General features: G+C 67.8%; 16 protein-coding genes. 9 read left to right on the forward strand and 7 right to left on the reverse strand.

Going from position 1 to position 18,937, the window contains the following annotated elements:
• Positions 1-118: 118 nt before the first annotated feature.
• Positions 119-736: a TetR/AcrR family transcriptional regulator gene (locus ACJH71_RS03390; protein ID WP_406756639.1), complete on the forward strand. Its 618-nt coding sequence runs from the start codon at positions 119-121 to the stop codon at positions 734-736.
• A 295-nt stretch (positions 737-1,031) separates the two neighbouring features.
• On the opposite strand, the gene ACJH71_RS03395 is transcribed toward ACJH71_RS03390, so the two are convergent.
• Both ACJH71_RS03395 and ACJH71_RS03400 read right to left on the reverse strand, forming a co-directional pair.
• A complete protein-coding gene (locus ACJH71_RS03395) occupies positions 1,032-1,481 on the reverse strand; it encodes a hypothetical protein (RefSeq protein WP_406756640.1) in 450 nt (149 codons plus the stop codon).
• A 53-nt stretch (positions 1,482-1,534) separates the two neighbouring features.
• On the reverse strand, positions 1,535-2,176 hold the full coding sequence (locus ACJH71_RS03400) for a class I SAM-dependent methyltransferase (RefSeq protein ID WP_406756641.1): 642 nt from the start codon (positions 2,174-2,176) through the stop codon (positions 1,535-1,537).
• A 54-nt stretch (positions 2,177-2,230) separates the two neighbouring features.
• Between ACJH71_RS03400 and ACJH71_RS03405 the strand changes: the two genes are divergently transcribed.
• The 4 genes from ACJH71_RS03405 (at position 2,231) to ACJH71_RS03420 (ending at position 9,422) form a co-directional block, all read left to right on the forward strand.
• Positions 2,231-3,031 (forward strand): rhomboid family intramembrane serine protease, encoded by an 801-nt coding sequence (locus ACJH71_RS03405; protein WP_406756642.1) that lies wholly within the window; start codon positions 2,231-2,233, stop codon positions 3,029-3,031.
• A gap of 146 nt (positions 3,032-3,177) precedes the next feature.
• The gene (locus tag ACJH71_RS03410) at positions 3,178-5,253 is read left to right on the forward strand and encodes an acyltransferase family protein (protein WP_406756907.1); all 2,076 of its coding nucleotides are present in this window, start codon (positions 3,178-3,180) and stop codon (positions 5,251-5,253) included.
• 142 nt (positions 5,254-5,395) lie between these two features.
• Positions 5,396-8,917, forward strand: coding sequence for a carboxylic acid reductase (gene car / locus ACJH71_RS03415; RefSeq protein WP_406756643.1), 3,522 nt, complete (start codon positions 5,396-5,398; stop codon positions 8,915-8,917).
• A gap of 328 nt (positions 8,918-9,245) precedes the next feature.
• Entirely contained in the window at positions 9,246-9,422 is a 177-nt protein-coding gene (locus tag ACJH71_RS03420) for a hypothetical protein (protein WP_406756644.1), read from the forward strand.
• 84 nt (positions 9,423-9,506) lie between these two features.
• On the opposite strand, the gene ACJH71_RS03425 is transcribed toward ACJH71_RS03420, so the two are convergent.
• From ACJH71_RS03425 to ACJH71_RS03435, 3 genes are read right to left on the reverse strand one after another with little or no spacing between them, the layout of a single operon-like run.
• On the reverse strand, positions 9,507-10,262 hold the full coding sequence (locus tag ACJH71_RS03425) for a L,D-transpeptidase family protein (RefSeq protein ID WP_406756908.1): 756 nt from the start codon (positions 10,260-10,262) through the stop codon (positions 9,507-9,509).
• A gap of 48 nt (positions 10,263-10,310) precedes the next feature.
• Positions 10,311-10,793 (reverse strand): hypothetical protein, encoded by a 483-nt coding sequence (locus ACJH71_RS03430; protein ID WP_406756645.1) that lies wholly within the window; start codon positions 10,791-10,793, stop codon positions 10,311-10,313.
• Positions 10,794-10,813: 20 nt separating this feature from the next.
• Positions 10,814-12,925, reverse strand: a complete 2,112-nt coding sequence (locus tag ACJH71_RS03435) for an elongation factor G-like protein EF-G2 (RefSeq protein ID WP_406756646.1) — start codon at positions 12,923-12,925, stop codon at positions 10,814-10,816.
• 173 nt (positions 12,926-13,098) lie between these two features.
• Here ACJH71_RS03435 and ACJH71_RS03440 point away from each other — a divergent pair, with 173 nt between their 5' ends.
• Positions 13,099-14,145, forward strand: a complete 1,047-nt coding sequence (locus ACJH71_RS03440) for a S1C family serine protease (RefSeq protein WP_406756647.1) — start codon at positions 13,099-13,101, stop codon at positions 14,143-14,145.
• 17 nt (positions 14,146-14,162) lie between these two features.
• Positions 14,163-14,840, forward strand: a complete 678-nt coding sequence (locus ACJH71_RS03445; RefSeq protein ID WP_406756648.1) for a YoaK family protein — start codon at positions 14,163-14,165, stop codon at positions 14,838-14,840.
• 137 nt (positions 14,841-14,977) lie between these two features.
• On the opposite strand, the gene ag85C is transcribed toward ACJH71_RS03445, so the two are convergent.
• Complete coding sequence (gene ag85C, locus ACJH71_RS03450) at positions 14,978-15,970, reverse strand: diacylglycerol acyltransferase/mycolyltransferase Ag85C (protein WP_406756649.1); 993 nt, start codon at positions 15,968-15,970, stop codon at positions 14,978-14,980.
• A gap of 201 nt (positions 15,971-16,171) precedes the next feature.
• Between ag85C and ACJH71_RS03455 the strand changes: the two genes are divergently transcribed.
• Positions 16,172-17,395: a CoA transferase gene (locus ACJH71_RS03455; protein ID WP_406756650.1), complete on the forward strand. Its 1,224-nt coding sequence runs from the start codon at positions 16,172-16,174 to the stop codon at positions 17,393-17,395.
• Between the two features lie 18 nt (positions 17,396-17,413).
• Complete coding sequence (locus tag ACJH71_RS03460; protein ID WP_406756651.1) at positions 17,414-17,869, forward strand: MaoC family dehydratase; 456 nt, start codon at positions 17,414-17,416, stop codon at positions 17,867-17,869.
• Here the strand turns inward: ACJH71_RS03460 and ACJH71_RS03465 are convergent.
• The gene (locus ACJH71_RS03465; protein ID WP_406756652.1) at positions 17,857-18,930 is read right to left on the reverse strand and encodes a MinD/ParA family protein; all 1,074 of its coding nucleotides are present in this window, start codon (positions 18,928-18,930) and stop codon (positions 17,857-17,859) included. The two genes, ACJH71_RS03460 and ACJH71_RS03465, sit on opposite strands and share 13 nt — an antisense overlap.
• Positions 18,931-18,937: the final 7 nt, after the last annotated feature.

Here is an 18,937-nt window from a genome sequence, read left to right on the forward strand (position 1 = left end):
TTAACCTTACGACCGTAAAGAAACGAGTGTAAAGTTAAACAGTGCCAGCTCACACTTGCGCGCGAGATGTTATGCAGAACGCAAGTGAGGACAGCTAACAAACCGTTAGGATCACCGCGTGCCCACTCCCCCTCGTCGGCGCAATTTGCGAGGCCACGGCGCGCTGCTGCGCGACGAGATCCTGGCTGCCGCTGTTCGGGTCATCGACGGCGCGGACAGCGAAGCCGAGGTTTCGCTGCGCGGCATCGCCCGCGAGGCCGGCATCGCCGCACCTTCGGTGTATGCGCACTTCGACCATCTGGACCGGGTGCTCGAGGCAGTCACCGAGTCGAGCTGGGTTCAGGTCTCCGACGAGATCGCCGAGCACGTCCAGCAGGCCACTGACCCGCGGGAACGCCTGCTCATCGGCTGTCGGGTGTATGTCTCGTTCGCGCAGCGCCATCCGCTGCGCTACGCGCTGATGACCCAGGACGGTCACGCCCCGCCGGCGGCCCGCCGCGCACTGGCCGTGGTGACCAGAGGATTGCTGGCCTGCCGGGGGGAGGCGCCGGATTCGGACTCGGATCCTGATTCGGACCGGATTGCCGCGGCGTTGTCGGTGGCACTGCACGGCGTCGCGATGCTGCACCGCACCGACGCCCCGAATCTGTGGCTCAGCGATTTCAGCACCGACGAGGTGATCGGAACGCTGGTTGACGGCGCCACCCTACTGCTGGCCGAGGCCGAACCCGTCTGAGTTGACGGTCATCGGTACCTGTCCGTCGCAGCGGCGCTATCCCGCAGACTTACAGGCGATTTTCATCGAATGCTCAGCTCAGGCGGCCATAGGCTTAGCCCGCCCTGAACTGGTGTTACGTGCGGTGCCGTTGACCGCCGGCCAAGATGTGGGACTGGCCGTCGGAGGCACCCTGCAGGACCTGACCTGATCGTCGCCTGATCCAGCCGCCCGGTCGAGTGGGAATTTGGCGACGCATCCACGGCGTGTCGCGTCGTGAGTTTCACACTCGCGCGTGGAGCCGGCGGCTGGAGCGTTAGCCGCCGCTCGGGGCTGGGCTCGGGGCCGGGGGCCGAGCCTGCGGGACGAAGCCTTTGAGCACATCGGGCAGGCCCACCGACTGCTGTGGCACCGGTGCACAGGTGGGCGGGCATTCGGTCAGCTGCCAGGTCTGGCAGCGGTCGGTCCGGAACGCGGTGTCGCTCGGCTCGATCAGCACGACTTGGGACTTCTTGGTCATCGCGCTGTCGAGGGTCTTGTCGCCGCCGATGCGGCGCCAGTAGCAGGCGGCGCCGTCACGCGGGCCGTCGGAGCGATAGGTGCCCGGCACGATGTCCTTGCCGACCGCGAAGGTGCCATCGCCGTCGATCACCTGCTTGGGCGCCGGCGGGGGAGGAGGGGCCGGATCGGCTCCGGCGATCCCGGCCGCAGTGCACCAGGTTGCCAGCGCGATCGCCGTCATCCCGGCCAGCTTCATCGATCTCATACCTAACGAAGGTACCGCGACGGAGCTGCGGGGGACGGGTCGTCGTCAGCTGGTTACGGCTTCACCCCGACCGTGATCAGGTCCGACACGACCAGTGTCCAGGCCGGACGGGCCACGCGATGCTGGTCGGGAACGGTAAAACCGGCGTCGGTGAACAGCGTGCGCATCTCACTGGGCGTCGGCTGGCGTGCCGGGTTCCACCGGATTCCGGTCAGCGTCTTGAGCGGATCGGACAGCCGGGGGCTCATCGCCGTGACCGCCACCATCCCGCCCGGCGCCAGCACCCGGTAGAACTCGCGCACCGCGGCCGGCTGGTTGAAGAAGTGAAACGCCGAGCTGGTGACCACCGCATCAAGCGCGCCATCTTCGAACGGCAGCTGCTCGGCGGGCCCGGTCAGCCACCGCACCCGCGACGAGCGCTCCCGTGCCTCGTTGAGCATGCCGTCGGACATATCCACCCCGTAGACCGCGTCCGGGGACAGCTCACGTTCGATGCGGTCGGCCAGGATGCCGGTGCCGCAGGCGATGTCGGCAACCCGGGCCGGCTGGTGCGACCGCAGCGCGGCGATCAGCTCGTCCTGGGCCGGACGGTAGACCCAACGCTGCAGAAATTGGGCGTCGTAGGCCGGAGCGGCGAAGCTCCAAAACCGGGTGACGACGTCATTGAACGCTTGGCGTGGAGCTTGGGACGACATGATGTGAAATCTACCGGCAGCGCCCCGGCAAACGTGCTCTGAGAGGGTATAGCCATGACCGTCTGCTACCGGCACCCCGATCGGGCCACCGCGCTGCGCTGCACCCGGTGTGACCGTTACATCTGCGGGGACTGCATGCGCAGCGCCGCCGTCGGCCAGCATTGCGTGGACTGCGCGCAGGCGGGCGGCACGCCGGTGCGCCGGGCGGCGCGGCCCCTGGTCCGCGCGGCCTCGGGAGCGCCGGTGGTCACCTACGGGCTGATCGCGCTGAGCGTGCTCGCCTTCCTGGCACAGCTGGCGTCGCGTGAGCTGGAGTCCGAGTTGGTGCTCTGGACACCGGCGGTGGCAGACGGGCAGATCTACCGCTTGCTGACGTCGGCGTTCCTGCACTACGGACCGATGCACCTGCTGCTCAACATGTGGGCGCTGTACGTGGTGGGCCCCGAACTCGAGGGCCTGCTCGGTCGGGTGCGATACAGCGCGCTATACCTGCTCAGCGCACTGGGCGGCTCGGTTGCCGTCTACCTGTTGGCACCGATCACCACCGCGACCGCCGGCGCTTCGGGCGCCATCTTCGGCCTGTTCGGCGCCACGCTGGTCATCGGGCGCCGTCTGCGGATGGACGTCCGCGCGGTGGGCGCGGTGATCGTGGTCAACCTGATCTTCACCTTCACCATTCCGCACATCAGCTGGCAGGGGCACGTCGGTGGTCTGATCACCGGGGTGCTGGTCGCGTTCGCCTACGTCTATCCGCCGCAGGCGAGCCGGACCCGGATCCAGGCGGCGGCCAGCCTTGCGCTGCTGGCACTGTTCATCGCGCTGATCTGGTGGCGCACTGCCGAATTGGTCTACTGATCGCGAGCGTGTCATCCGGCTGAGACGACCGCTCGCCCCCTAAGCTTTCGGTGGTCCACCAGCGAGAGGATCGACCAATCGGCGCCAACGGCGACCAAGATGACATGAGTCGACCGGCCGGGAACCGGACTCGCCAGGCCACCTCGATGCGCACCTCGGGTAAATCGCGCTGGGTTGCGCCGGCCCCGCGTGCCGCCCGGTTGACCACCGCGCGCGCCGCGGATCGGGTTCGGCGGGAGCGGCGACGCCCGGGCATTCACGCCCTGGACGGTCTGCGCGCGATAGCCGTCGCGTTGGTGTTGGCCGACCATGGCGGCATCCCCGGACTGTCGGGCGGGTTCCTGGGTGTGGACCTGTTCTTTGTGCTCAGCGGATTCCTGATCACCTCGCTGCTCATCGACGAGCTGGGCCGGACCGGCCGGATCGACCTCACCGGCTTCTGGATCCGGCGCATCCGCCGACTGCTGCCCGCTCTGGTGCTCATGGTGCTGACCGTCGCCATAGCCCACGAGCTGCTGCCGTCGGAGGCGGTGGTGGGCCTGCGCGAGGACGCGATCGCCGCCTTCTTCTGGGTAGCCAACTGGCGGTTCGTCGCTGAGCACACCGACTACTTCACCGAAGCCGGCACGCCGTCGCCGCTGCAGCACACCTGGTCGCTGGGCGTCGAGGAGCAGTACTACTTCTTATGGCCGCTGCTGCTGATCGCGATCGCGTTGCTGCTGGGGGCCCGCGCCCGGCGCCGCGGCGGGTGGGCCACCGTCGGCGGGGTGCGGCTGACGGTTTTCCTGTTGGCCAGCGCAGGGGCGGCGGCTTCGGCGACGGCCGCGGAGATGCTGGCCTCAGACGCCACCCGCGATCGCGTCTACTTCGGCACCGACACTCGTGCGCAGGCCCTGTTGATCGGTGCCGCGGCCGCGGCCCTGCTGGTGGGGGACTGGCCGGCGCTCACCGCGGGCTGGTCGGTGGTGCGCACCCGCCGCGCGCTGTGGGTCGCTCGCCTGCTGCCGCTGGGTGGGCTGGCCGTACTGGCGATGGCGGCCCACCGCGCCACCGGCACGGCCGCGGAGTTCCACGGCGGCCTGCTCACGCTGGTGGCCGTCGCTGCGATCGCGGTGATCGCCCCGATCGCGCTGCATCAGAGCGGTCTGGTCGCCCGGGCGTTGGCCTGGTCGCCGCTGGTGTGGCTGGGGACCATCTCCTACGGCGTGTACCTGTGGCACTGGCCGGTCTTCCTGGTCCTCAACGGGCAGCGCACCGGGTGGTCGGGGTGGGCGTTGTTCGCCGTGCGGTGCGCCGCCACGCTGCTGCTGGCGACGGTGTCATGGTGGGTCCTTGAGGAGCCGATCCGCCGCTGGCGGCCGGCGCGGGTGTCGCTGCTGCCGCTGGGGGCCGCCGTCAGCGGCACTGCGGTGGCAGTCACGGTGCTGGTGGTCCCGGTCGTCGAGCGTCCCACAGCCGAGAACGGTGTGACCCCGGATGTGGCCGCGGCCGCCGCGGTGTCCCCCTCGCCGCCTGCGCGGCTTTCGGAGGTCAAAAAGCCACCACCGCAGGCCGCGCGACGCGACCCCAACCGGCCGCGCACCGTGTCGGTGTTCGGTGATTCGATCGGCTGGACCCTGATGCACTATCTGCCGGACACCCCCGGTTACGACTTCATCGACCACACCGTCGTCGGCTGCAGCATTGTGCGCGCCGGGCCATACCGCTGGGCCGGCAAGGTCATCGACCAGGGCAAGGAGTGCGACGGATGGCCGGCGCGCTGGACTCGGCAGGTCAAGGCCGACCAGCCCGATGTCGTGCTGTTGTTCGTCGGCCGCTGGGAAACCGTGGACCGGGTCAACGAGGGTCAGTGGTCGCGCATCGGTGACCCGACCTTCGATGCCTATCTGACCGCGGAGCTGCGCCGTGCGCTCGACGTGCTCCAGGCCGCCGGCAGCCGGGTCGTGGTGACGACCGTGCCGTACAGCCGTTACGGTGAGCGGCCCGACGGCAGCCTGTGGCCTGAAGACAAACCCGAGCGCGTCGACCGCTGGAACGCCCTGCTGCGCCGGGAGGTCGCCGGGCGAGAAGCCGTCACGGTGATGGACCTGAACAAGAAGCTGGGGCCGGCAGGCACCTACACCGCCAAAGTCGACGGCATCAAGGTCCGCAGCGACGGCATTCACCTGACGCCCGAAGGGGTGAAGTGGCTGCTCCCGTGGCTGGAGGAATCGCTGAGCTGACGCTCACTGGCAAACAGCCGTGAGTGCAACGTCACACCAGTTCAGGGGTCCTAAATTAAGTTAGTTTTGCTAACGTAGTTTACATCGGCGCAGACCGCGCCCCTGAAAATCACTTTCACGAAATATCCGTTAGAGGTTCGATATGTCGCCTGTTTCCACCACCGCTGACGAGGAGCAACTCGCCCGCCGCATCGCCGACCTGGTCGCCACCGACCCGCAATTCGCCGCCGGTCGGCCCGACCCGGCCGTCGCCGCCGCTATCGAAGGGCAGTCGCGGCTGGCGCACATCGCCCGGACCGTCTTCGACGGCTACGCCGCCCGGCCGGCGCTCGGGCAGCGTGCCGTCGAGTACGTCACCGATCCGGCCACCGGTCGCAGCACCGCAGCCCTGCTGCCGCGCTACGAAACCATCACCTACGGAGAACTCGGTGAGCGCGTCCGCGCTGTGGCTGCCGCCCTGGCCGCCGGCGCCGTGCGGCCCGGTGACCGGGTTGCGGTGCTGGGCTTCACCAGCGTCGACTACACCGTCATCGACGTAGCGCTGGGCCAGATCGGTGCGGTCTCAGTGCCGCTGCAGACCTCGGCGGCGATCAACACATTGGTGCCGATCGTGACCGAGACCGAGCCCCGGGTAATCGCTGCCAGCGTTGACTCGCTGCCCGATGCGGTCGAGTTGGTGCTGACCGGTCCGGCCCCCACCCGCCTGGTGGTCTTCGACTACCACCAGCAGGTCGATGACCACCGCGAGGCGCTTGCCGATGCGCGGGCGCGGCTGGCCGGTGTCGAGGTGGTGGTCGAGCCGCTGGCCGACCTGCTGACCCGCGGTCACTCCCTGACCCTGCCGGCCCAGGCGCTTGCGGAAGCCGGCGACGACGCCAACCCACTGGCACTGCTCGTCTACACCTCCGGCAGCACCGGCGCCCCCAAGGGTGCGATGTACCCCGAGAGCAACGTGTCCCGGATGTGGGTGCGGTCGACCAAGAACTGGTTCGGCCCGACCGCCGTCTCGATCACGCTGAACTTCATGCCGATGAGTCACATCATGGGCCGAGGCATCTTGTACGGCACCCTCGGCAACGGCGGCACCGCCTACTTCAGCGCACGCAGCGACCTGTCCACCTTCCTCGAAGACCTCGCCCTGGTTCGCCCGACCGAACTGAACTTCGTCCCCCGGATCTGGGAGATGCTCTACCAGCACTTCCGCAGTGAACTCGATGGGGTGAGCGGAGACCGGGCCGCCGCCGAAGCGCAGGTCTTGGCGCAGATGCGCGCCGAACTGCTCGGCGGGCGGTGTGTGTTCGCGATGACCGGCTCGGCGCCGATCTCCGACGAGCTGCGGTCCTGGGTCGACCAGCTCACCGAGCAGCATGTGCTCAACGGCTACGGCTCCACCGAGGCGGGCATGGTGCTCTTCGACGGCGAAGTGCAGCGGCCGCCGGTTCTGGACTACAAGCTGGTCGATGTGCCGGATCTGGGCTATTTCGGCACCGACACCCCGCACCCGCGCGGCGAACTGCTGCTCAAGACCGAGAACCTGTTTCCCGGCTACTACAAGCGTCCCGAGGTGACCGCCGAGGTGTTCGACGCCGACGGTTACTACCGGACCGGTGACGTGGTCGCCGAGATCGCGCCGGACCACCTGGTCTACGTCGACCGGCGCAACAACGTGCTCAAGCTGGCCCAGGGCGAGTTCGTCACCCTGGCCAAGCTGGAAGCGGTGTTCGGCAACAGCCCGCTGGTTCGCCAGATCTACGTCTACGGCAACAGCGCGCAGCCCTACCTGCTGGCCGTGGTGGTCCCGACCCCGGAAGCTGCGGACCGCTTCGACTCCGACGCCGCCCTCAAGGCCGGGATCGCCGAGTCGCTGCAGCAGGTGGCGAAAGACGCCGACCTGCAGTCCTACGAAGTTCCGCGTGACTTCATCGTCGAGACCGAGCCGTTCACCCTGGAGAACGGACTGCTGACCGGGATTCGCAAGCTGGCCTGGCCGAAGCTGAAGGCGCACTACGGCGATCGCCTTGAGCGCCGCTACGCCGAGCTGGCCGAAGGGCAGGCCAGTGAGTTGAGCGAGCTGCGTCAGCACGGTGCTCAGCGTCCGGCGTTGGAGACCGTCAGTCGTGCCGCCGCGGCGCTGTTGGGCGCCTCGGCCGGCGACCTGGCCCCGGAGGCACATTTCACCGACCTGGGCGGCGACTCCCTGTCGGCGCTGACGTTCGGAAATCTGCTGCGCGACATCTTCGACGTCGACGTTCCGGTGGGCGTGATCGTCAGCCCGGCCAACGATCTGGCGGCCATCGCCGACTACATCACCGCCGAGCGCAACGGCTCCAAACGGCCGACTTTCGCCTCGGTGCACGGCCGCGACGCGGTCGAAGTGGCTGCCGCGGACCTGACCCTGGACAAGTTCCTCGACGAGGCGACCTTGGCCGCGGCACCGTCGCTGCCCGGCCCCTCCGAGCAGGTGCGCACCGTGCTGTTGACCGGCGCAACCGGCTTCCTCGGTCGCTACCTGGCGCTGGAGTGGTTGCAGCGGCTGGCCCCGGTGGACGGAAAACTGATCTGCCTGGTGCGTGGCAAGTCCGACGAGGATGCCCGCCGTCGGTTGGACAACGTCTTCGACAGCGGAGATGCGCAGCTGCTGGCCCGCTACACCGAACTGGCCGCCAAGCATCTCGAGGTGATCGCCGGTGACAAGGGTGAAGCGAATCTTGGTCTGGACCAAGAGGTTTGGCAGCGGTTGGCGGACACGGTCGACGTGATCGTCGACCCGGCGGCCCTGGTAAACCACGTGTTGCCCTACAGCGAACTGTTCGGGCCGAACGCGCTCGGCACCGCCGAGCTGATCCGGGTCGCGCTCACCAGCAAGATCAAGCCGTTCACCTACTTCTCCACAATTGGTGTGGGCGACCAGATTCCGCTGGGTCAGTTCACCGAGGACGCCGACGTCCGGGTGATGAGTGCGGTCCGGGCGATCAACGACGGCTACGCCAACGGTTACGGCACCAGTAAGTGGGCCGGCGAGGTGCTGCTGCGTGAGGCCAACGACCTGTGCGGCCTGCCGGTCGCGGTGTTCCGCTGCGACATGATCCTGGCCGACACCAGCTACGCCGGCCAGCTGAACCTGCCCGACATGTTCACCCGGATGATGTTCAGCCTGGTTGCTGCCGGGGTAGCGCCCGGTTCGTTCTACGAACTGAGCGCCGACGGTCAGCGACAGCGCGCGCACTACGACGGCCTGCCGGTGGAGTTCATCGCCGAGGCGTCCACCGCGCTGGGATCCTTCGCGAGCGGCGGGTTCACCACCTATCACGTGATGAACCCGTACGACGACGGTCTGGGGATGGACGAGTTCGTCGACTGGCTGATCGAAGCCGGTTACCCGATTCGGCGGATCGCCGACTACGGCGACTGGCTGCAGCGGTTCGAGACCACGCTGCGCGCGCTGCCGGAAAACCAGCGCCAGGCATCGCTGTTGCCGCTGCTGCACAACTACCAGAAGCCGCAGCCGCCGATCTGCGGATCGATCGCACCGACGGACAGGTTCCGGGCCGCGGTGCAGTCGGCCGGGATCGGGCCTGACCCCGAGCATCCCGACATCCCGCATGTCACGCCGGCGGTGATCGTCAAGTACGTCACCGACCTGCAACTGCTCGGGCTGCTCTGAGGGAAGCGCTGAATAGCGCTTGCTGCGAAGGGGTTTCGGGAAGGTGCTGGTCGCCGTCATGGGCGGCCGGCACCATCGGAACCCGTTTGCGTTTGACGGTCCCGTATTTCGATGACACCATGGTGAACAATGCCACGACATGCCCGTGTGTCCCGACCGGAAGGAGGTGAGGGCGAAGTGAGTTCTAGTGACGGTCCGCATCCGTATCCGTGTTCCACGATCGATCTGTACCTCACCGGTTCCGGCGCCTCCGTTGTGGCCTGAACCACGAGTTCCGCCGACCCGTACGGGTTGTGCCGGCCGGTGAGTTTCCCGGCAGGAGAAAATCATGGCTTTCATCACCATCAGTGTTCTGGCTCTCGACGGCTCGACGAACCACCAGGCGGGAAACCGCATGGTGAACCGGCTGCGCAACCGGATGGCCGCTCGTCGCGAAATGCGTCGTGAGCAGCGTGCTCAGCGCTACGTGGCGCACATGCCCACGGCGGTCCTCGGCGCCTGCTGACGCGGTGCGTCCCAGGCTAGAGCCAAGACAGTCGTAGACGCGGCGAGTTATCGCCGCGTCTACGACTGCCTTAGGCCTTAAGTGCTAGGCCTGCACGATGATTGGGTCGCCCAGGTGTACCGAGTTGAAATACCACGCGGCGTCGTCGGGACTGAGGTTGATGCATCCGTGGCTGACGTTCGAGTAGCCCTGTGAGCCCACCGACCAGGGGGCGGAGTGCACGTAGACGCCACTCCAGGTAACCCGAACGGCGTACTCGCCGTTGAGCAGGTAGCCCTCCGGGTCATTGAGTGGGATGCCGATGGTGCGCGAATCGAACTTGATGGTGCGCTCTTTCGACAGTGCGGTGAAGGACCCGACAGGCGTGGGGCGCTTGGGTTTACCCATGGACGCCGCCATGATTCGTTGGATCTCGCCGTTGACGCTGACGGTGAAGGTGTGGTCCGAGATATCGGCGAGCCCCACCACGGCGTCGCCGGTCTCGAAACCCGTTGACATCCCGTGCGCGTCGACGTCGATCTTGCTGTGCGGTGACCAGTAGCCATCCGGGACCCACTGCACGACATCGCTGCTCGTCCACTCGAAGTGGCCGGCATTATTGCCCGTGGAGTTGATGTGGATCCCACGTTCGGCGGCAGCCCGGTCCCCGACCGGTCCATTGAAGGTCACGATCACCGGGTAGGCCACCCCGACCACTGAGCCGGCGGCCGGCTCGATCGCCGCGACGGCCAGCCCCCGTGCCGGCGACGTCTGAGCCGCTTCGCTGATTCCGGCCGACGCCCCAACAGACACGAGTGCCAGGGCCATCGACCCGGCAATCGCCACAATTCCCCGCCTCACATTGCGCATGGCATCCATTGTGCCAACAGCTACGGCATCAGCGCAGGTTTAGCCGTCGTCCGACGCGGTGAGCAGGTCTCCCCAGGCGGCCTCGGTCCCGGTCGAGCCGATGTTGTGGATCGCCAACATCGACCCGCCGGCCAGCGCGATCACTGCGGTGACGATGCCCAGTCGCAGCAGTGAACCGACTTTGCTGCCGCGTGACAGCGCCACATGCAGTCCGGCCAGCAACGCCGCGGCGACGGCCAGGCCCAAGGCCATGTAGAGGCCGTACTCGCCGGCGGCCATGTGGGCGTCCAGCTCGGGTGACCCGGCGAACTTACCGGTGTCGGCCAGCCACTCGCCGGCAGTGACCGTCAGCGGCGTCACGAGCAGCGTGATGGCGGAAAACGTCACCACCAGCCAGACCAGTCGCCGCCGGGCCGCCGGCCATACCGCGCACACGATCAGCAGTATCGCGGTCAGTGGCACCAACGACACCACCACGTGCAGCAGTACGACGTGCGCGGGCAACCCGGCGATTGTCGACATGGACGTCCTCTCTCCGACGATCAGGCGGTGCTGGCAGCATGCGCGACCGCAGACTCCGGCAGCGGTTCATAGCGGGCGAAGCCGCGCGTGAAAGAACCGGCACCGTGGGTCAACGATCGCAGGTCGACTGCGTACCGGATGAGCTCGGTCTGGGGTACTTCGGCCTTCACACTTGTGCGGTCCGCACCGACCTTGTCGGTGCCCAGGACCCGGGCGCGGCGGGCGGACAGATCACCCATCACCGCGCCTACCAATTCGTCGGGGATCACCACGGTGACGTCGTCGATCGGCTCGAGCAGCCGCACCCTGCCGGTCGCCGCGGCGTCGCGTAGGGCGGCGGCGCCCGCCATCTGGAAGGCGAAGTCGGACGAGTCGACGCTGTGCGCCTTGCCGTCGATCAGGGTTACCCGGATGTCGACCACCGGATAACCGCCGCCGGCGTCGAGCGTCAGCCCGCGCTCCATCTGGGCGCGAATGCCCTTCTCCACGCTGGGGATGAATTGGCGGGGCACGGCTCCGCCGACCACGCGGTCGACGAACTCGAAGCCGGCGCCTTGAGTCACCGGCTCCACTTCGATGTCGCAGATCGCGTATTGGCCGTGGCCACCGGACTGCTTGACATGGCGGCCGTGGCCTTTGGCCTTGCTGGAGAACGTCTCTCGTAGAGCCACGCGCAGGGCTACGGTATCCACCGACACCGCGTAGCGGTGGGCCAGCGCATCAAGCACGATTCCCGAGTGTGCCTCGCCCATGCACCACAGCACCGTCTGGTGGGTTTCCGGGTTCCGCTCGATGCGCAGGCTGGGGTCCTCGGCGGCGAGCCGGGCCAACCCGACAGCCAGCTTGTCCTCATCGGTCTTGGCGTGCGGAATGACCGCGACCGGCAAGAGCGGATCCGGCATGGACCAGGGTTTGCACACCAGCGGTTCGTCCTTGCCCGACAGCGTGTCCCCGGTCTCGGCGTGGCTCAGCCGGCCGATGGTGCAGATGTCGCCGGCCATCACCACGGTGGTTGGACGCTGCTGCCTGCCGAGGGGAAACGCCAGCGTCCCGATCCGATCGTCTTCGTCATGGTCGGTGCGACCTGTCCCGTCGCCGAAGAATCCGGCGCAATGACCGCTGACATGAATCCCGCTGTCGGGCTTGATGGTTCCAGAAAACACCCGCACCAGGTTGACCCGGCCGAGGTAGGGGTCCGATGTTGTCCGGACGACTTCAGCCAACAGTGGCCCGTCCGGGTCGCAACTCAGCCCGGCACGAGCCACGCCGTTCGGGCTGAATACCTCCGGGAGCAGATGTTCCGGCGGCGCGGGAAAGCCGGTCGAGACGACCTCGAGCAATTCAGGGACGCCGATGCCGGTGCTGCCGCAGGCCGGGATGACCGGGAAGAACGAGCCGCGCGCCACGGCCCGCTCCAGATCCGCGGCGAGCACCGCGGGTTCGATCCGCTCCCCACCCAGGTAGCGGTCCAGCAGAGACTCGTCCTCCGACTCCTCGATGATCGCCTCGATCAGCGCGCCACGCTGCTGCTCGGCGTCGGGCAAATCGACGGATTCGGCTGCCAGCAACCCGATCACGCCGTCGCCCCGGCCCGGCGCGGGTAGATACAGCGGCAGCACCGTATCGCCGAACGCCGCCTGGGCCGCGGCCAGGCGGGCGGGGAAGTCGGCCCGTGCGTGGTCCAACTTGGTGACGACGACCGCGCGCGGCATACCGACCCGACTGCACTCCTGCCACAGCGTGGCAGTCGCGTCGTCGACGTCTTCGTTGGCCGCGATCACGAACAGTGTGCAGTCGGCGGCCCGCAACCCGGCACGCAGTTCTCCGACGAAGTCGGCGTAGCCCGGAGTGTCGATCAGGTTGATCTTGACGCCGTCGTGCTCCAACGAGGCGCACGCGACCCCGACCGAACGCTGCTGACGGAGTTCCGCGTCGTCGTAGTCGCAGACCGTGCTGCCGTCGGCGATGCATCCGGCTCGGGTCAAGACACCAGCGCTCACGAGCATCGCCTCGACCAGTGTGGTTTTGCCGGAGCCGGGTGGACCGACCAGCGCGACATTGCGGATGGCGGCCGGACTGGCCGCGGTCGGGGCGGAACCGGCGCCCCGTGCTGTTCCGGTCTTGTCTGCCATGGCAGCCTCCTCCGCAGATCAGCCTTCCCTCAACGGTCGCTGAGCACAAGAGTTGCGCCGCGGCGACGATTGCCCAGCCGGCGTATAGCGTTTGCCAGCCGGATTGGCGGTTCCGGTAAGCTGGGGATTCTTGTTTCGCGAGTCCCGCGGCACGACTGCAGGAGGTACGACGAATGAGCGGAGCGCATCGCCCTGTCCGGTGGCGGCTGCTCAGTGCGGTGACCGCGGCGATCGCCACGGCCGGGCTGGTGGCGGCGCCGGTCCAAGCGTCGCCTACTCTGCCCGCTTTTCCGCTCGACCCTGCGGCGATGATTGCGCAGGTCGGTCCTGCAGTGGTCAACATCGATGCCCAGATGGGCTACCAGAGCGCAGTCGGCGCCGGAACCGGGATCGTGTTGGACCCCGGCGGCGTGGTGTTGACCAACAACCACGTCATCGCCGGCGCCACCGGGCTCACGGCGGTCTCGGTTGCCAACGGCCAGACCTACGAGGTCGACGTGCTCGGCTTCGACCGCAGCCACGACGTCGCAGTACTGCAATTGCGCGGCGCCGGCGGCCTACCGGCTGCGAACATCGGCAACTCCTCGCGGGTCGCCATCGGTGACCCGGTGGTCTCGTTGGGCAACGCCGGCGGCCATGGCGGTGCGCCGACCGCGGTGCCGGGACGGGTCATCGGTCTGAACCAGACCGTCTCGGCCGCCGACGAGTTGACCGGCAGTACCGAGACCCTGACCAACATGATCAAGGCCGACACCGCGATCCGTCCCGGTGACTCGGGCGGTCCGATGGTGAACGCCGCCGGACAGGTGATCGGGATGAACACCGCGGCGTCGGACAACTACAAGTTCGCCCAACCGGGCGGCGAAGGCTATGCCATCCCGATCGACCAGGCGATGGCCATTGCCGGTCAGATCCGGGCCGGTATCTCGTCGAACACCGTGCACATCGGTGAGACCGCCTTTATGGGTGTCGGTGTGATCGACAACATCGGCGGCGCGCGGGTCGCCCAGGTGCTCGACGGCACCCCGGCCGCGGCCACCGGTATCGCCCGCGACGACATCATCACCTCGGTCAACGGCCGGCCGGTGAACTCGGCAACCGACCTGACCGACGTACTCGACCAGCGTCACCCGGGCGACACCGTCACGCTGACGTGGCGCAACCCGGGCGGCGGAGAACACAGCGCAACCGTGACCCTGGTTCCAGGTCCGGTCGGCTGACACATATTTAGGCGCGCGTGCTAGATAAACGCTATGGCAGTGAAGCAAGACTGTCGTGGGTTCTTGCTGGGCTTGCCGGGGTTCTGGCCGCCACGGCGTACACCCACTCCGAGGGGTACTTCGTCACCTTCATGACCGGCAACGCCGGGCGTGCGGCGCTGGGCTTGTTCACCGACAGCCAGTGGATGTCGATTTCCGCGGCCGCCCTGCTGGTGTCCTTCATCGCCGGCGTGGTGATCGCCTCGCTGTGCCACCGCCACATCTGGCGCAGCCGACCGCACGGCGCGTTGCGGCTGACCGGGGTGTCGCTACTGGCCGCCACCGTGACCGACTGGATCGAGGGCGGGCCCGCGCTGCCGGTCCCCCTGCTGCCGATCCTGCTCGTCGCGTTCGGGGTGGGCGCACTGAACACCACGTTCGTCCGCGATGGCGAAGTGTCGATCCCCTTGAGCTACGTGACCGGCACAGTGGTGAAACTGGGGCAGGGCATCGAGCGCCACATCAGCGGCGGCAGCATCCACGATTGGTTCTTCAATTTCATGCTGCTGACCGGATACATCTCCGGGGCGGTGGTCGGTGGCATCATCAGCGTGTTCGTCGGTGGTACCTGGATGTTGGCTACCGCCACGGTTATCTGCCTGATGGCCACCTGGTACAGCCACCGCTATGTCGACCGCCGCGGCTTGTGGCGCTGACCGCTCGCTCCTCCTAGTCCCGCGCCGAAGCCGTTTGCAGGTCCTTGTCTGCGAACGTCGGCTTCGTTTCACCCTTTCCCACAGACACGTCGGCGGCAGTGCTGGATTGCACTGCCGCCGAGGTGTTGGGGGATTGGTTAGGTCGGGTCGACTCCCGCACCCAGCACCCGCTGGATGTCGGGCTTCATCGCGACCAGCTGCTCGTTCCAGTACGGCCAGTCGTGCGTCCCGTTGGCCGGGAAGTTGAACACGCCGTTGTTGCCACCGGCCGCCGCGTAGTTCTGCTGGAACTGCTGGTTGGTGCGCAGTGTCAGGCTCTCCAGGAACTTGGCGGGCAGGTTGTTGCCGCCGAGGTCGCTCGGTGTGCCGTTGCCGCAGTAGACCCAGATCCGGGTGCGGTTGGCCACCAGCCGCGGGATCTGCACCATGGCGTCGTTACGCTTCCAGGCCGGGTCGGACGACGGGCCCCACATGCTGTTGGCGTTGTAGCCGCCGGCGTCGTTCATGGCGAGCCCGATCAAGGTCGGCCACCAGCCCTCGGAGGGGTTCAGGAACCCCGAGAGCGCCGCTGCATAAGGGAACTGCTGCGGGTAGTAGGCCGCCAGGATCAGCGCCGATCCGCCCGCCATCGACAGGCCGACCACCGCGTTGCCGTAAGGCGAGACACTCTTGTTGGCCTGCAGCCAGGTGGGCATCTCCCGGGTCAGGAAGGTCTCCCACTTGTAGGTGTAGTTCTGGCCGTTGCCCTGCGACGGCTGGTACCAGTCCGAGTAGAAGCTGGACTGACCGCCGACCGGCATGATCACCGACAGCCCGGACTGGTAGTACTCCTCGAATGCCGGGGTGTTGATGTCCCAGCCGCTGAAGTCGTCCTGGGCGCGCAGCCCGTCGAGCAGGTACACCGCGTGGGTGCCGCCCGGCTGGAACTGGACTTTGATGTCCCGGCCCATCGCAGCCGAGGGGATCTGCAGGTACTCCACCGGCAGGCCCGGGCGGGAGAACGCGGACGCGTTACCCGTACCACCGACAGCCCCGACGAGGCCGCTCAGCAGCGCGGCCCCCACCGCCGCGACCATCAGCCGGCGCGGTAGCCGACTCGCCGCGTTACGCAACTTCTCAACGCTCTTCATAGCCCTTGTCCCATCCCAATGTCGTGCGGTCTAGCCCTTCTGAACGGAGTCAAACACGGTGCGCCGTCGTGTCCTGTTCGCCGCCACGGGTTTTCATATCGCGGTTCGGCAACGATTGAGATTCGGCGCGGACTCGCCACCGGCCGGGTGGCCTTGTGGGTGGGCATATAGTCGACGTAATTCATCGACGAAGGGCAGGTCATGCAGGCGAGTGCTCGGGCCTTGGGGACCGCTGAGGCTCCGTTGGCCGGGGTGCGTGTCATCGAGATCGCCAGCTTCGTCGCCGTCCCGCTCGCCGGAATGACGCTGGCGCAGCTCGGTTGCGACGTGGTGCGTATCGACCCGATCGGCGGTGCGGCCGACTACCGGCGCTGGCCGGTCACCAACGACGGCACCTCTATCTACTGGACGGGCCTGAACAAGGGCAAGCGCTCGGTGGTCGCAGACCTGCGTTCGCCCGAGGGGCAGCGCGTGGTGCAGCAACTGATCGCCGACAGTGGTGTGTTGCTGACGAATATGGCTGGCCGGCAATGGCTTTCCTACGAAACGCTCGCAACGATGCGTCCTGACCTGATCCACCTCGAGGTTCTCGGACGTGCCGATGGCTCGACCGCGGTGGACTACACGATCAATGCGGGTGTCGGCTTTCCGCTGGTCACCGGGCCCGGGGACTACGCCGCCCCGATCAACCACGTGCTGCCGGCCTGGGATATCGCCTGCGGGCTGCACGCCGCGCTGGCGGTGTCCGCCGCGCTGCACCGCCGGGACCACACCGGCGAGGGCTGCCGGATAAGCCTGGCGCTGGAGGACGTCGCACTGGGCACCGCCAGTGCCCTGGGCTTCCTCACCGAGGCCATGGTCAACGGCACCCGCCGGGAACGCATCGGCAACGCGGTTTACGGCCAGTACGGGCAGAGCTTCGCCAGCGGTGACGGGGTCTCGTTCATGGTCGTCACGCTGACCGATCGGCACTTCCGAGATCTGGCCGAGCTGACCGGATCGACGAAAGTCCTTGCCGCACTGTCGCAAGCGCGCGGCATTGATTTTGGCGACGAAGGACAGCGTTATCGGCACCGCGACTTGCTGACCGGGCTGTTCAGCGGGTGGTTCGCCGAGCGACCGGCGGCGCAGATCGAAGCCGCCCTGGCGAGAACATCGCTGCTGTGGGACCGCTACCGCAGCTTCGCGGAGGTAGCCGCCGACGAGCGCCTGCGCGACAACCCGATGTTCGCCACGCTGTATCAGCCCCGGGTGGGGGAGTACTTGGCGGCCGGCCTGCCGGCGTCGATCGACGGCTCCCACCCCCCGGCCGTCGCGGCACCTGCGCTGGGTGCCGACACCGGACAGGTGCTGGCGGACCGACTGGGAATGAGCACCGACGATATCGACCGACTGCGCCAAAGCGGCGCGGTGGCAACGGATTAGCAAAGGAGCTCCGACCAAGTGCGTACTTTCGGATCGATCGATGAGCTTGCCGCATGCCAGGGTCAGGTGATCGGCCACAGCGATTGGGTGACCATCACCCAGGACGCGGTCAACCTGTTCGCCGACGCGACCGGTGATCATCAGTGGATTCACGTCGATCCGGAGCGCGCGGCCACCGGGCCCTTTGGGACCACGATCGCCCACGGCTACATGACACTGGCCATGCTGCCGCAACTGATGGCGCAGATCAGTCGCCTCGACGGGGTCAAGCTGGCGATCAACTACGGATTGAACAAGGTGCGTTTCCCGGCGCCGGTGCCGGTCGGCTCCAAGATCCGGGCCGAGACCTCCCTGGTCGAGGTGGCCGATGTCGGCGGTGGCGCCCACCAGGTGACCTTCTCCACCACGGTGTCCATCGACGGCCATGCCAAGCCGGCCTGCGTCGCCGAGAGCGTCGTGCGCTACGTGCTCTGAGTACGGCCCGGCTTCGCGTCCCGGCGTTGGGGGCGGGACGCGAAGTAGTGCGCGACGATCGCCGCGATTTGCAGGAATCGCCGGCGGGTCGCCGGCGCCATCTCGCTCATCACGTCGATCACCCCGCCCGGGCGCAGGTGCGGGTCGAACGGCACCTCAACCACGGCCTGGCCGTGCTGCAGGAACTGCGCAGTCAGTGTCGAGCGGGTGCGTCGGTCGGCATGGCCGTCGGAGTCGTTGAGCACCACCACGGTGCGCTGCAACAGCCCGCCCTGGCCGCGGTCGGCCAGCCACTCCATGGTCTTGGCGGCCGCGCCGGCACCGTCCGCCCACGGTGACGAGACCACGATCAGGGCGTCCAGGTCACGCAGCGCCTCCTGGGTCACCGGCGAGTCCATCGTCGAACCGCAGTCGATGATCGAGATGGTGAAGTGCCGGTCCAGGCGCAGCGCGGCCTCCCGGTACAACGCCGCGTCAAGGATCCGGCGACTGCCCGCGGCCGGCTCGCCCACCAGGACGTAGAGTCCCGCCGCATTGGCGCCCACTCGGCCGCTGATGTCGGCGAACGATTGCATGCTCTGATCGGCGGCCAGATCCCAGTAGGAGCTGGTGGCATGCGGGTCGATACGGCTGCCCAGCCGGCCGAACGCGGTGTCGGCATCCACGGCCACCACATGGTCGGCCCGGCGCAGCGCGGCGAACACCGAACCGACGCTGGCCGCCACCGTCGTCTTGCCGACGCCGCCTTTGCCCAGCACGCCCACCTTGTAGCTGCCGTTGGGCAGCGACCGGATGGCCGCCTGGTAGGCCGTCTCCTCCCGCTCGGCCGGTGACGGGCCCAGGTTGACCAGCCCCAGCGTCGCGGACAGGACCACCCGGCGCCAGCCGCGGGCAGGCTGCGGTCGCGGCATCGGGCCCGGCGGCGGGTACGACGCCATCGGCTGCGGCTGCGGCTGCGGCTGCGGCTGCGGCTGCGGCTGCGGCGGAGGCGGCGTCCAGGGCCGGGGCTGTTGCTGCTGCGGCGGCATCCGCTGCCGCAGGAAGTCGTCCTCTGCGTTCATCGGCTCC

Origin of the sequence: Mycobacterium sp. SMC-15, from assembly GCF_045310925.1 — a bacterium.
Classification (GTDB): Bacteria; Actinomycetota; Actinomycetes; order Mycobacteriales; family Mycobacteriaceae; genus Mycobacterium.

Excerpts from the sequence above, each read along its gene's own strand:
- ag85C (WP_406756649.1), bottom strand. The coding sequence starts at position 15,970 with ATGAAGAGCGTTGAGAAGTTGCGTAACGCGGCGAGTCGGCTACCGCGC.
- ACJH71_RS03435 (WP_406756646.1), bottom strand. The coding sequence starts at position 12,925 with ATGGCAGACAAGACCGGAACAGCACGGGGCGCCGGTTCCGCCCCGACC.
- ACJH71_RS03430 (WP_406756645.1), bottom strand. The coding sequence starts at position 10,793 with ATGTCGACAATCGCCGGGTTGCCCGCGCACGTCGTACTGCTGCACGTG.
- ACJH71_RS03410 (WP_406756907.1), top strand. The coding sequence starts at position 3,178 with ATGCGCACCTCGGGTAAATCGCGCTGGGTTGCGCCGGCCCCGCGTGCC.
- ACJH71_RS03455 (WP_406756650.1), top strand. The coding sequence starts at position 16,172 with ATGCAGGCGAGTGCTCGGGCCTTGGGGACCGCTGAGGCTCCGTTGGCC.
- ACJH71_RS03440 (WP_406756647.1), top strand. The coding sequence starts at position 13,099 with ATGAGCGGAGCGCATCGCCCTGTCCGGTGGCGGCTGCTCAGTGCGGTG.
- ACJH71_RS03400 (WP_406756641.1), bottom strand. The coding sequence starts at position 2,176 with ATGTCGTCCCAAGCTCCACGCCAAGCGTTCAATGACGTCGTCACCCGG.
- ACJH71_RS03420 (WP_406756644.1), top strand. The coding sequence starts at position 9,246 with ATGGCTTTCATCACCATCAGTGTTCTGGCTCTCGACGGCTCGACGAAC.
- ACJH71_RS03395 (WP_406756640.1), bottom strand. The coding sequence starts at position 1,481 with ATGAGATCGATGAAGCTGGCCGGGATGACGGCGATCGCGCTGGCAACC.
- ACJH71_RS03465 (WP_406756652.1), bottom strand. The coding sequence starts at position 18,930 with ATGAACGCAGAGGACGACTTCCTGCGGCAGCGGATGCCGCCGCAGCAG.
- ACJH71_RS03405 (WP_406756642.1), top strand. The coding sequence starts at position 2,231 with ATGACCGTCTGCTACCGGCACCCCGATCGGGCCACCGCGCTGCGCTGC.
- car (WP_406756643.1), top strand. The coding sequence starts at position 5,396 with ATGTCGCCTGTTTCCACCACCGCTGACGAGGAGCAACTCGCCCGCCGC.